Genomic DNA, 12,716 nt, shown 5'->3' with positions numbered 1-12,716 from the left:
ACCTTTGTCGCCTTTAGCGCCGGCTGCACCAGTAGCGCCGTCTTTACCGTCTTTACCATTCTTACCATCTTTTACGATAGTAGTAGTAACTGTACCGGTCTCAAGATCAGTAATAGTGATTGTATGGGTACCGTCTTTATTATCTACAACTTCACCAGTGATGCTGCCGCCTTTTGCACCGGTATCGCCGGTATCGCCTTTAGGACCTGCAGGACCGGTATCACCTTTTTCGCCTTTAGCACCAGTTGCACCAGTATCGCCTTTAGGGCCAGCCGCACCAGTTGCACCGGAAGCACCAGTAGAACCACCACCAATTACGCTCAGGGTGTATTCGTTAGTGCCGTTTGAGGTCATTGTCAAACCGTTACCGGCGATCAGTTTCAGAGTGTTATTGGCATTTGATTTAGGATCGTATTTGTATGTACCTTCAGCTGGTGAGCTACCGCTACCATTATGGCCTGAGAATACAAACGGATTCAGGTTTTCGATGCGGTTTGCAACAGCGTACAATTGAGAGCCGTTGATTGCATCGGTAGAAGTTGAAGAGATACGACCTGCGGCAACGTTTTGGATTTGACGTTCGTTACCTGCAGAACCTACAGACAATACTGCGCCGTTACCCAAGCCGCTGGTTGCGCCTGCGAAGCCACCGTAAGTGTAGCCGCCGACTGTTGCAGAAGAGGTAGGTACGAATGCATTGGTTGTAGAGCCGTTGCCCAGGGCTACGCTGTTTTCGATAGTAGATTTAGCTTCTGTACCCAAAGCCAGAGTGTTTTGGGCTGTTGCTTGAGCGTTGTTACCCAAAGCAGTTGCAAACTTGCCGTTGGCTTGAGAGAGGCGACCCAATGCAATGGCTTGTTCTGAAGTGGCTTGACTTTGTACACCCAAAGCTACTGAGTATTTACCTGTTGCTTGAGAAGCAGGACCGAATGCAGAAGCAGAAATACCGTCGGCTACGGAACCGCGACCGATTGCTACAGCAGAACCTTGTTTAGCTTGAGCGTCGCCACCCAATGCTACCGCACCGTTTGCCAGGGCTTGAGAACGTTGGCCGATAGCAGTTGCTACGATACCGGTTGCTTGAGCATTGGTACCGATTGCCATAGCCGAACCAGCATTATTAGTACCTACAACACCATCACCATCAGCACCAGTAGAGGTACCATCAGCTTTTGCTTCAAAACCTACGGCAACGTCAGCAGCTTGGTTAGCAACTGCGGCATTACCATGAGCGACAGAGTTATTACCCAATGCTTTAGCTGTAAAACCTGTTGCGAGAGATTGCTCGCCACTTGCTGTAGAACCAGCACCTGTTGCAATAGCTCGAGTACCGGTAGCAGTAGCACGCAAACCAACAGCAATCGCATTGGTAGCGCCTGCAGTCGTATTTTTACCAACAGCTACAGCATTATCGCCAGCTGCAGCAGACTGATAACCAGCAGCAACTGCAGAAGAGCCAGAAGCATTAGATTCTTTACCTACGGCAACAGTAGCTTGACCAGACGCTTTTGATTGAGAACCAAAAGCAAGAGACTCACCACCGGTAGCTTGAGCTTGCTTACCAATAGCTACATCCATATCTTTGCTAGATGTTGCCTCTCTACCGATTGCAACAGAATCAATAGACTGATTAGTTGCACTAAAACCAATTGCAATACCATTTTCTTTAGTTGCATTTGCGCCTTTACCGATAGCTACTGCTTTATCGCCAGTACCAGTCGCATTAGTACCAATAGCCACAGAATCGTGTGATACTTTGCCATTTTCCAGTCTGTAGGTATTTGCGCCAGTACCGATATTGATATTGCTATCACCTTGATTAGTACCTGCTACATTACCTGGAGCATCAGATTTAATGGTAATGGTACTAAGAGTTGTATCTACACCTGCTTGAGCAGCGCCGGAAGCCATCAAGGCACCTGCCGCCGCAACTGCAGCAGCTACGGCTTTACGCTTGTCAGAAGCGGATTTTTTGCCGTGTGCATGGCTGATTTCGGAAACCGCGGTCCATGTCTGGGTCGCGTTGTTCCAAATGACTTTAAAGACTTTATTCATATCGATTTTCCTGTAAGGGGTTTGATTTCTTTTGGGACGTTTGCTCGGCTATAAACCGCCTGCCCATACATATGCCGCACTTCAGAGTTTCCCCTTTATGCGGTTTTACGTCGTAATCTCTTGTATGCAATTCCCGTGCCAAAAGTCTCCACTTGGCCGAATTTCAGCTAAATTCCTGTTTTATGGGATTTTATGCTGATACATTTCTAGAAGCTTGTGAAGTTTGGGAAACGATGTGCCGTTTTTTGTCAGCTTGTTTCTTAACCAGTCACTTTTTGTCAGCTTCTTTCAATGCATTCGGAATCCTGATGCAAATTTTATATGCGTTTGGTTTTATAAATCAAATCTTCCGATAAAGTGTTATTTTTTCAGCCTCAACGGTCATGCCGGTTAGATTCACTTGTTGCTTTTTTAAACGCTTATTTTAAGTATTTAATTTTTATTGTTATTTTTAAATAAAAATGATTGTTAAATATTATACAAATAGGATAGTTATTTTAGTGATAGATTTAGATGTCAGCTTTTATTTAGAGAATTAATGAGATTTGTATTGAAGGTTGATTTGAATCATGTAATGGGTTTATACAGTCTGTTTTCAGACGGCCTTTAACGTTTTCTAACATTTAAATGAAGGCTTAATGATGCGAATTTATGCGTTATTGAGCCGCTAAATAGTATAAAAAAGGCAAGTGTAAAACTTGCCTTTACGTTTGGAATCGGTCTGTTTTCTATGGTGTAAAACCATGCTGTATTTCAGACGGCCTTACCAACGGAATGTTTGGGTTACGCCTGCGGATGCGCCGTTGTTGCCGGCATAGCCGTAGCCGCCGGTATGGCTGGAGGCGCAGGCGGGGAGTGTGGCGAGGGTCAGGATGAGGAGGATGTGTTTCATGTTTTTTTCTCTGAGTGGGTTGGTTTTAGACTTGGGACGTTTTGTTACCCTATGAATCGGAATGGATATGGCTTTGTTGCTTTGTCTTGATTTAATGTATTGAAAAAGGCCGTCTGAAATCGGTTTTCAGACGGCCTTTATTTTATATCAGCTTATCAGTGGCGGAAATGGCGAATACCCGTTACTACCATCGCAATACCGTGTTCGTCCGCTGCGTCGAAGACTTCTTGGTCGCGCATGGAGCCTGCGGGATGGATGATGGCTTTGATGCCCTGCTCGGCAATGACATCTACGCCATCGCGGAATGGGAAGAAGGCATCGGAAGCGGCACAGGCGCCGTTTAAGTCTAAGCCTGCGTCCTGCGCTTTGCGGGCGGCGATGCGGGTGCTGTCCACGCGGCTCATTTGGCCTGCGCCGATGCCGTAGGTTTGACCGCCTTTGCCGAAGACGATGGCGTTGGATTTGACGTATTTGGCGACGTTCCAGACAAACAGCAAATCGTTCCATTCTTGCTCGGTCGGTTGGCGTTTGGAGACGACTTTCAAATCGGCGCGGTTGATGCGGTGGATGTCGGGGGTTTGTACCAACAGTCCGCCGCCGACGCGTTTGAGTTCAAAGCGGTTCGCGCCTGCCTCAAGCGGCACTTCCAATACGCGCACGTTTTTCTTGGCGGTGGCGATTTCGAGGGCTTCGGCGGTGAACTTCGGCGCCATGAGGACTTCCATAAATTGGTTGTCGGTAATTTGTTTGACGGTTTCGCCGTCCACTTCGCGGTTGAAGGCGATGATGCCGCCGAATGCGCTGGTGGTGTCGGTAGCGTAGGCGAGTTTGTAGGCGGTCAATGTATCGGCTGCAACGGCAACGCCGCACGGGTTGGCGTGTTTCACAATCACGCAGGCGGGCGCGTCGAAGGATTTGACGGCTTCCCAGGCGGCATCGGCATCGGCGATGTTGTTGTACGACAATTCTTTGCCTTGCAGTTGTTTGTAGGCGGAAAGGCTGCCTGCGGCGGGGTAAATATCGCGGTAGAACGCGGCGCGTTGGTGCGGATTTTCGCCGTAGCGCATGTCTTGCACTTTAATCCAGCTTTGATTGAACTGGCTGGGGAATTCGCCGATTTGGGGCTGGCCGCTCAAGACGTCGTCTGAAAGCGAGGTCAGGTAGTTGGAAATCATGCCGTCGTATTGGGCGGTATGGCTGAATGCTTTGCGTGAAAGGTTGAAGCGGGTTTTGTCGCTCAAGGCGCCGTTGTTGGCTTCGAGTTCGGCTGCGATGGCCGGGAAATCGGCGGTATCGGTAACGATGGCGACGTGTTTCCAGTTTTTCGCGGCAGAGCGCACCATGGTCGGGCCGCCGATGTCAATGTTTTCAATCGCGTCTTCCAGTGTGCAGTTTGGTTTGGCGATGGTGGCGGCGAAGGGGTAAAGGTTGACGCACACTAAATCGATATTGCCGATGCCGTGTTCTTCCATCTTGGCGACGTGTTCGTCTAAATCACGACGGCCGAGGATGCCGCCGTGGATTTTCGGATGCAGGGTTTTCACGCGGCCGTCGAGCATTTCGGGAAAACCGGTATAGTCGGCAACTTCGATAACGGGAACGCCTGCATCAGCCAAGAGCTTTGCTGTACCACCGGTAGAAAGGATTTCTACACCGAGCTTGGTCAGGGTTTGGGCAAATTCGACTGCGCCTGTCTTGTCGGATAGGCTGATCAGGGCGCGTTTGATGGAAGACATGAGATTTCCTTTGTTGAAGGTTTAATCGATATGGGATGAATTTTCAGGGCGGTATTATCCGCTATTTTCGCCTTTTTGGCAGTAGGTTTTTATAGATATTGTTGACAATTTTATTGTAAAAGGCCGTCTGAAACTTGGTTTCAGACGGCCTGATGTTTTTGACTATTTAAATCCCATTTTCTTCGCCACGCATACTGCGCCTGCCATGCCTGCGCATAAGGGCATGAGCAAGGCAACGGGGGCGTAGGTGAGTTCTAAAACAAAGACGATGGCCGTCAGGGGCATTTTGAGGGAAACGCCGAGGAAAACGGCGGCGCCGACAACGGCCGCGCTTTCGGACGACATGGCAGGAAAGAAAGTATTCCACGCGGCTGCGGCGGCAAAGGCGATGGTGCTGCCGAGCATCATGGACGGGGTAATCAGGCCGCCGTATGCACCTGCCGCCAGCGCCATCAAGACGACCAGCCATTTAACGGCGGTCAGCTCAAGGCTGTGTTGCCAGTCGGTTATGCCGCCAAAGGTCAGTTGGTTGCCTGCTTTGCCGTTGCCCAAAATTTCGGGAAACCAAACAGCAATCGCGCCGATGAGTGCAAACATGCAGACGGCCAAGGGAATGATTTTGATGTTGTCGCGCTTGATGAAGGGGAATTTTTGGGCGGTGCGCTGGAAAAAGACGGCGGTTGCGCCCAGTATCGGGCCGATGATGGCGGAAAACCAAAGTAATGAGGTGTTGATGGAAAGGTTGGCCGGATGATATTGCTGTACGTCGCCCAAGCCGATGCGTGCGACGGCGGTGGCAATGACGGAAGTCAGCAATGCGGCAGCGACGGCTTGCTGCGTCCATACGCCCAGCATGGCTTCGAGGATGAAAAGTGTGGAGGCGAGCGGCACGTTATACACGGCTGCCAAACCTGCACCTGAAGCGCAAGCAATGACCAGCCTTGCGTCATCTTCGCTCAGCCCGAAACGGTTGACACCGACTGAAGCGAAAGCGGCGGTCATTTCGCGCGGCGCAACTTCGCGGCCGAGCGGCGAGCCAAGCCCGACGGTGATGATTTGCAACAGGGCATGGCTGACGGTTTCCAAAAACGGAAAACCGGCGAGCGGATTTTTAACCACGGCTTTGATACCCGGTTGCGGCCTGCCGTAGCGTTTGAGCAACCACCACCCCAAGCCGACCACCACGCCGCAACAGGCCACGACCACGATACGCCGCGCAGGACTTGCCTGCGCTACGCCCTCTCGGAATGAAACGTATAGGCCGTCTGAACCGTAACCATAGGCAAGATGTTGAATCGTATGCATGATTTCGGTTAATACAATGCCGACCATGCCGCCGATGATGCCGGTAATGATGAGGACGGCCCAGAGTTTATGAGTGTCTTTCACGGGTTTTGACTTGAGGTAGTAATGATTTGATCAAAGCGTTTTTCGGGGGAACTATTGTCCGCCTAAGGGATAATTTTTGGGGGCAACGTGGGTTTTACCGTTATAAGGAAAAATATATTTCTGATTTTTATAATTTTTCTTTCCTGATACGCCGCTGAGTTTTGCAGTCAACGCCCATACGCCGGATACGGCAGGACGGCTTTTATCAAAAGCAATTTTGGCTTCCAGGCTGGTATATCTGTCTTTGCAGTCTCGTTTTTCACGCCCTTTCAATTCATCGCAATCGCCAAAATATGCGCCGTTATCGTTACCGCTGATAATAAAGCTTTTACGGATGCGGTTGCTATCATCGGTAAACAGGAAGTTTTGCGAAGTTGTTGTGTCGCCTTGGCCTGTATAACTTGACTCGACAGTGTAGCCCCAGTTTTGCGCGCCCATCTGAACAAACTTCCACGCCTTATTCTCCGGCACATCCCCCCATGCGCCGATTTCATCTCTTCCGTGCTGTTTGATTGCCCACTTGCCGTCTGTTTTTTCCAAAACAAACAATTCTGCCAGGCCGGGAGAAGCATGGGCGTCCTGTTTTATTTTTTGTTCCATATCGTAGGCAAAACCTGTGTACAACACATAGCGCGCGGCTTTGCCGTTGCGTGTTACGGTATGGTCGGCAACGGGTTTCATGCAATACATGATGTTGTTAGATGGTGCCTGTCCGTCTTTCGGCGGCTCGGTAAGCTGGCATTTGTGCGCGGCAAGCGGTCGGTTGTAATGTTTGGCAATAACGGCCTGTACGGCGGCTTTGTCATTATCGGGTGCAACCGACGCCAAGATAGGGCTGGCAAGCAAAAGCAGGGAGATGATACGTTTCATAGAAATTTTCCCAAAATGTTTGATTGAAAAAGTACGGCTACTTCAGGCCGTCTGAAACTGTTTTCAGACGGCCTTTTTGTGTTTACTGCCGATACGCGCCAACACACCGGCGACAAAAGTGGACGAAATAACGACGGTAATGCCCAGCGCGGCCATACTGCTTAAATGTTCGCCCAAAATCAACACCGCCATGATAACGCCGATGACAGGCTCAAGCGAAATCAGCAGGCCGGAGACGTTGGCAGGGACTTTATTCATGCCTTTGTTCCACAACAGATAGGCCAGCCAACTGCAGCCGATTCCCATATATAAAATCGACAGCGTACCGCCCCATGACCAGTTGATTTGATAGCTGTCTGCCAACACCAGCGAAAACGGTAGACACAACACCGCCGCCACCGCCATGGAAGCTGCGGTAAATGCGGGCGCACCGATACGGGCAATCATTTGCTGGCTCGGACGTATCACGCCTGCAAAACCCAATCCCGCAAGCAAAATCAACAGACAGCCGAACCAGTCAATCGTACCGCCCTCTTCTGCACCGCCCATGACCATCATGCCCACGCCGGCAAACGCCACCGCGCCGCAAATCCAGTGGTACAGTTTGGCTTTGTCGTTGAAGAAGAAATGACCGACAAAGACCACCAGCAAAGGCTCCAGCCCGACCATGGTAATCGCGCTGGCGGCAGATGTGTATTTCAAACCGATAAACTGGAGCATCAAAACGACAACGTAATTGACAAAGGAAATCCACAACAAGGGCTTCCACTCGCTCCGCGGAATCCTACCCAAATGACGGCGGCACGACGGCAGCACCATCAACGCGGCAATCAACAGCCGCGCCTCAACCATCAGCGTCGGGTCGATCATTTCGTAAGAATACTTGGCAGCGATAAAAGAGCTGCCCCAAATCAGCAGGGCAAGTATTTGATAGAACATGGTCCGACCTTTTAAAAAGGGTTAATCGTTTCTTCTCTATATTTATTATTCAGACGGCCTGGAAGGTTGGCTTTTTTTATTTTGTCTGAGTCAGCGAATCCAAAAAGTCGAAGAGTTTGGCATTCATTTCACTGAAATCTGCCGCTTCGATTTTATCCGGATGTTGGACATAAGTTTGGACTTGGCTTTGTTCGGCTACATTTTCGCGCCCGTCCGCCGCAATCAGCAGCCCGACGGCTTCGCGGTCAAACTCCAAATGAGCCTGGAAGGCATAATGTTTGGGCGCAAAACGGATAATCTGGCGCGGACAGCCTTTGCTGGTTGCCAACACAACCGCCTCATCCGTCAAACCGGGCATATCGCCGTGCCAATGGCCGGTATTCAGGGTCTTGCCCAACAGGGAAACATGGGCATCCGCCAAACCTTCCGCCGTCAGCTCAATCGGATAAATGCCGATTTCACGCTCAGGGCTGCGCGTGTGGCGCGCGCCGTAGGCAACGGATAAAAGCTGCGCACCCAAACACACGCCGACAATATATTTATCCGCCGCCATCGACTGACGCATCAGGCGCAGCTCGGATTGGGGGTCGTAATACGGGAATGCCTGCCTGTCTTCATCAGGCGATTGCGGCCCGCCCATCACAATCAAAAAATCTATATCGTCCACATTGTCAGGCAGGGCTTCCCTTTCGTACACTTTGGTTGCACTGATGTTATGCCCGCGCCATTGCGCCCATTTCAAATATGCGCCCGGCACTTCAAATGCCTCGTGCAGGATGAAATGGATATTTAATTTATTCGGATTTTGCATTGTTATTTCTCCTTCGACCGTCAGGACGGGTTGCCCTGCCGCATTACAGCATACCGTGCTGTTGTAATTTTTTACGCAGGGTATTGCGGTTCAAACCCAAAATGACCGCCGCTTTAGACTGGTTGCCGCCGCATTGCTCCATTACGCAGGCAAGCATCGGCTTTTCCACTTGATGCAACACCATATCATACACGCCGCAAGGTTCCGTACCATCTAAGTCTTTGAAATATTGTCGTAAGTTTTGTTCAATACATTGCGCAATGTCAGTCGTCGTTTGATTCATCGTGATTGTCTTTCTTTAGATTTGTTTTTAAATGATGAGGCCGTCTGAAACCCTTTAGCCTTCCCGATAGTGGCATACCCAGCGGTCGATTTTCTCCGAAAGCGCCTCAAGATAGGCGGCAAGGGTATCGTATTGTGCCGCTGCGCTGTCCAAGCGGTTGATGTCCCGGCGTGTCTGCTCGCCGTCGGGCATTTCGTCGATGTACCAGCCTATGTGTTTGCGGGCGATGCGCACACCGGCGACTTCGCCATAAAATTCATGCATGGCGCGGATGTGGTTCAAAATGGTGGCGTTGCATTCTGCCAAGCTCAAGGCCGGCGGCAAAACGCCGTGTTCGGCGTAATGTTTCAAATCACGGAAGAGCCACGGCCTGCCTTGTGCGCCGCGCCCTATCATGATGCCGTCGGCGGCGGTTTGTTTTAGGACGGCGGCGGCTTTTTGCGGCGAAGTGATATCGCCGTTGACCCAAACGGGGATGTTCAGACGGCCTTTGGTTTCGGCAATCAGTTCGTAACGCGCTTCGCCTTTGTACATCTGCGTGCGTGTGCGACCATGGATGGCAAGGGCTGCGATGCCTGATTCTTCGGCGATTTTGGCGATGGTCGGCAAGTTTTGATGTTCGTCGTGCCAGCCCAAACGGGTTTTGAGGGTAACGGGTACATCCACCGCGTTGACAACGGCTGCCAAGATTTCGGCAACCAAAGGCTCGTTTTGCATCAATGCGCTGCCTGCCTGCACATTGCAGACTTTTTTGGCCGGGCAGCCCATGTTTATATCAATCACCTGCGCGCCTAAGCCGACGTTATACCGCGCGGCTTCCGCCATCTGCTGCGGATCGCTGCCGGCAATCTGCACGGCCACCACTCCGCCCTCGCCTTCAAAATCGCTGCGGCGCAGAGTCTTTTTGGTATTTCTAAGCGTCGGGTCGCTGGTCAGCATTTCGCACACTGCCCACCCTGCGCCAAACTCGCGGCAAATCCGGCGGAACGGTTTGTCCGTAATGCCTGCCATGGGGGCGAGTGCGATGGGGTTGTCAATGAAATAGCCGCCGATGTGCATAATGTGTGCGCCAAATTAAAAGGGCTGAAATTGTACAATTTTTAAGCAATTTTTCCAATCGTATTTACATGTTGCACAATGAAAAAGGCCGTCTGAAACTGGGTTTCAGACGGCCTTTTCAGCCAAAACATTTAAATAAACAACATGACAACCATCTGCACAGCGTCCTGAATCATGGCAATAATCGGCCAAATCAGTTTGGCCAGCAGGCCGGTAAACAACAGGATCAGGATAATCCATGTGCCGTATGGCTCGATTTTACGGAACTGCATGGACTGCTTGGCGTTAAGGAAGGTATCGAGAAAAATACCGCCGTCCCAAGGCAAAATCGGAATCAGGCTGAATGCGACCCAAATCGAGTTCACCATCACGCCGTAACCTGCCATCTGCACCAACGGCGCTTGATAAGACTCAGGCACATACGCGGCAAGTACGACGACAAAACCCCAAAAGAACGCCAAAATCAGATTGGCAATCGGACCTGAAATCGACACCCAACGCCACGCGCGGCGCGGATCGCGGAAATTGCGCGAATCGATGGGCATAGGACGCGCCCAGCCGAACAGAAAACTGCCAATCATCAGACACACCAGCGGCACGACAATCGTACCGACAGGGTCGATGTGCGGCAGCGGATTGAGGGTCAAACGCCCAAGCTGCTCGCCGGTATGGTCGCCCCAATACCGCGCCGTATAACCGCGCGCCACTTCGCGCACGGTAATGGCCAACAACACGGGCAATACTGCCAGCAGAAATACGCCTAAATCAAAATTTGCAAACATGGTTTTCCTTATCAAACATGCCGTCTGAAAACAGAAAATATCCTTTCAGACGGCCCGAGGCTTTAATCGTCTTCTGTCTTATCCGAATCGAAAGACTCTTTCAGCTCTTTCCAAGTAATGCCCTTACCTTGCGGATTCAATTTGAAGACTGGTTCACTATAAAGTAATGGCGAATATCTTTAATAAAAGGCCTGTCATGCTGAAATTTAACACGCAGTACCGATTCCATAAAGGTTTTCAAACAGCATGATTCATTGCTTCTCGCTATCATACCCAATTCGAGCACCCCATTTATTTCAAGCCTAAAGGCCGTCTGAAACTTCAAATCCAGTTTCAGACGGCCTTTGATTTCCTATTTAAAATGTTTCAGCTGTTTTACAGGCTGTAATACATTTCAAATTCCAGCGGATGCGGCGCCATGCGGATGCGGCGGACATCTTCCTCTTTAAAGGCGATGTAGCTGTCGATCCAGTCTTTGCTGAACACGCCACCGCGCAGGAGGAATTCGTGGTCGGCTTTAAGGGCGGCCAGTGCTTCTTCCAAAGAAGCGCAAACGGTTGGCACCAATGCATCTTCTTCCGGAGGCAGGTCGTACAGGTTTTTATCGGCAGGGTCGCCCGGATGGATTTTGTTTTGAATACCGTCCAAACCGGCCATCAACAAAGCGGCAAATGCCAAGTATGGGTTGGCGGTCGGGTCGGGGAAACGCGCTTCGATGCGGCGTGCTTTGCTGCTGTTCACGGACGGAATACGGATGGAAGCGGAACGGTTTTTGGCGGAATATGCCAGTTTGGTCGGTGCTTCAAAGTGCGGCACGAGGCGTTTGTAGGAGTTGGTGGACGGATTGGTAATCGCGTTCAGGGCTTTGGCGTGTTTGATGATGCCGCCGATGTAATAAAGGGCGGTATCGGACAAACCGGCATAGCCATCGCCTGAGAACAGGTTTTGACCGTCTTTCCAAATGGATTGGTGAACGTGCATACCGCTGCCGTTGTCGCCCATAATCGGTTTAGGCATGAAGGTGGCGGTTTTGCCGAAGTTGTGGGCAACGTTTTGAATTACGTATTTCATGTCTTGGGTTTGGTCGGCGCGTTTAACCAAAGTAGCGAAACGGGTACCGATTTCCATTTGGCTGCCGGTACCGACTTCGGCGTGATGGACTTCCACTTCGATGCCGAGTTCTTCTAAAACATTGACCATGGCAGAACGCAGGTCTTGGCCGCAGTCAATCGGCGCAACAGGTGCGTAACCGCCTTTGACGGTCGGACGGTGGCCGGTATTTTGACCGTCCAAATGCAGGCCGCTTGACCATGCGCCGCTTTCGGAAGTGATTTCGTAACGGGTTTTGTGCATATCGGTTTCAAATTCTACGCCGTCGAAGACGAAGAATTCAGGCTCTGGGCCGAAATAGGCGGTGTCGCCGATACCGGAAGATTTCAAATAGGCTTCGGCGCGGCGTGCGATAGAACGAGGGTCGCGGTCATAGCCTTGGCCGTCGGCCGGGTCAATGACATCACAGGTAAAGACAACGGTGGTATCGTCGTAGAAAGGATCGACGAAGGCTGTAGACGCATCGGGACGCAACTGCATATCTGAAGCCTGAATACCTTTCCAACCGCCGATGGACGAACCGTCAAACGCTTGACCGTTTTCGAACCATTCTTCGGGATCGTCGAGGACGATGCGGGCGGGGATGGTAAAGTGGTGCTGCTTGCCTTTGGTATCGGTAAAGCGCAAATCTACGAAGCGGGCTTCGCTTTCTTCAATCAGTTTTACAGCGTCTTTGATGGACATCTTCAGCTCCTGAGGGATTGGGTTTAATTTGTTATTCTATCACGGTAAGGCCGTCTGAAATACATCAGGGCACCCGTTTTTACGCAATGAAATATAGTTTCAGACT

General features: G+C 50.8%; 10 protein-coding genes and 1 pseudogene. All 11 read right to left on the bottom strand.

All coding sequences use genetic code 11. The features are described from left to right. Nucleotides 1-1,578 (bottom strand): annotated as a pseudogene (locus HMPREF3022_RS11140) (hypothetical protein); the annotation flags it as partial. Nucleotides 1,579-2,818: 1,240 nt separating this feature from the next. Next, nucleotides 2,819-2,947, bottom strand: a complete 129-nt coding sequence (locus HMPREF3022_RS11940; protein ID WP_283119079.1) for a hypothetical protein — start codon at nucleotides 2,945-2,947, stop codon at nucleotides 2,819-2,821. A 155-nt stretch (nucleotides 2,948-3,102) separates the two neighbouring features. Then, nucleotides 3,103-4,683: a bifunctional phosphoribosylaminoimidazolecarboxamide formyltransferase/IMP cyclohydrolase gene (purH, locus tag HMPREF3022_RS11135; protein ID WP_070765678.1), complete on the bottom strand. Its 1,581-nt coding sequence runs from the start codon at nucleotides 4,681-4,683 to the stop codon at nucleotides 3,103-3,105. Nucleotides 4,684-4,845: 162 nt separating this feature from the next. Continuing rightward, a complete protein-coding gene (locus HMPREF3022_RS11130) occupies nucleotides 4,846-6,015 on the bottom strand; it encodes a chloride channel protein (RefSeq protein ID WP_070765687.1) in 1,170 nt (389 codons plus the stop codon). Nucleotides 6,016-6,123: 108 nt separating this feature from the next. After that, nucleotides 6,124-6,942, bottom strand: coding sequence for a hypothetical protein (locus tag HMPREF3022_RS11125; protein WP_070765677.1), 819 nt, complete (start codon nucleotides 6,940-6,942; stop codon nucleotides 6,124-6,126). A 63-nt stretch (nucleotides 6,943-7,005) separates the two neighbouring features. Then, nucleotides 7,006-7,881, bottom strand: a complete 876-nt coding sequence (locus HMPREF3022_RS11120; RefSeq protein WP_070765676.1) for a DMT family transporter — start codon at nucleotides 7,879-7,881, stop codon at nucleotides 7,006-7,008. 76 nt (nucleotides 7,882-7,957) lie between these two features. Next, the gene (locus HMPREF3022_RS11115) at nucleotides 7,958-8,692 is read right to left on the bottom strand and encodes a glutamine amidotransferase-related protein (protein WP_070765675.1); all 735 of its coding nucleotides are present in this window, start codon (nucleotides 8,690-8,692) and stop codon (nucleotides 7,958-7,960) included. A gap of 43 nt (nucleotides 8,693-8,735) precedes the next feature. Continuing rightward, the gene (locus tag HMPREF3022_RS11110; RefSeq protein ID WP_003684241.1) at nucleotides 8,736-8,975 is read right to left on the bottom strand and encodes a Fis family transcriptional regulator; all 240 of its coding nucleotides are present in this window, start codon (nucleotides 8,973-8,975) and stop codon (nucleotides 8,736-8,738) included. 54 nt (nucleotides 8,976-9,029) lie between these two features. Continuing rightward, entirely contained in the window at nucleotides 9,030-10,034 is a 1,005-nt protein-coding gene (gene dusB, locus HMPREF3022_RS11105; protein ID WP_070765674.1) for a tRNA dihydrouridine synthase DusB, read from the bottom strand. Nucleotides 10,035-10,165: 131 nt separating this feature from the next. After that, on the bottom strand, nucleotides 10,166-10,816 hold the full coding sequence (locus HMPREF3022_RS11100; RefSeq protein ID WP_070765673.1) for a site-2 protease family protein: 651 nt from the start codon (nucleotides 10,814-10,816) through the stop codon (nucleotides 10,166-10,168). Nucleotides 10,817-11,191: 375 nt separating this feature from the next. After that, complete coding sequence (gene glnA / locus HMPREF3022_RS11095) at nucleotides 11,192-12,610, bottom strand: type I glutamate--ammonia ligase (protein ID WP_070608563.1); 1,419 nt, start codon at nucleotides 12,608-12,610, stop codon at nucleotides 11,192-11,194. Nucleotides 12,611-12,716 lie beyond the last annotated feature (106 nt).

This window comes from Neisseria sp. HMSC065C04, from assembly GCF_001815375.1.
Lineage (GTDB): Bacteria > Pseudomonadota > Gammaproteobacteria > Burkholderiales > Neisseriaceae > Neisseria > Neisseria flavescens_D.
Note: the sequence above shows the minus strand (reverse complement) of the source record. Positions and strands in the feature narration are given on the sequence as shown.

Excerpts from the sequence above, each read along its gene's own strand:
- HMPREF3022_RS11120 (WP_070765676.1), bottom strand. The coding sequence starts at position 7,881 with ATGTTCTATCAAATACTTGCCCTGCTGATTTGGGGCAGCTCTTTTATC.
- HMPREF3022_RS11115 (WP_070765675.1), bottom strand. The coding sequence starts at position 8,692 with ATGCAAAATCCGAATAAATTAAATATCCATTTCATCCTGCACGAGGCA.
- dusB (WP_070765674.1), bottom strand. The coding sequence starts at position 10,034 with ATGCACATCGGCGGCTATTTCATTGACAACCCCATCGCACTCGCCCCC.
- purH (WP_070765678.1), bottom strand. The coding sequence starts at position 4,683 with ATGTCTTCCATCAAACGCGCCCTGATCAGCCTATCCGACAAGACAGGC.
- HMPREF3022_RS11125 (WP_070765677.1), bottom strand. The coding sequence starts at position 6,942 with ATGAAACGTATCATCTCCCTGCTTTTGCTTGCCAGCCCTATCTTGGCG.
- HMPREF3022_RS11110 (WP_003684241.1), bottom strand. The coding sequence starts at position 8,975 with ATGAATCAAACGACGACTGACATTGCGCAATGTATTGAACAAAACTTA.
- HMPREF3022_RS11100 (WP_070765673.1), bottom strand. The coding sequence starts at position 10,816 with ATGTTTGCAAATTTTGATTTAGGCGTATTTCTGCTGGCAGTATTGCCC.
- glnA (WP_070608563.1), bottom strand. The coding sequence starts at position 12,610 with ATGTCCATCAAAGACGCTGTAAAACTGATTGAAGAAAGCGAAGCCCGC.
- HMPREF3022_RS11940 (WP_283119079.1), bottom strand. The coding sequence starts at position 2,947 with ATGAAACACATCCTCCTCATCCTGACCCTCGCCACACTCCCCGCCTGC.
- HMPREF3022_RS11130 (WP_070765687.1), bottom strand. The coding sequence starts at position 6,015 with ATGGTCGGCATTGTATTAACCGAAATCATGCATACGATTCAACATCTT.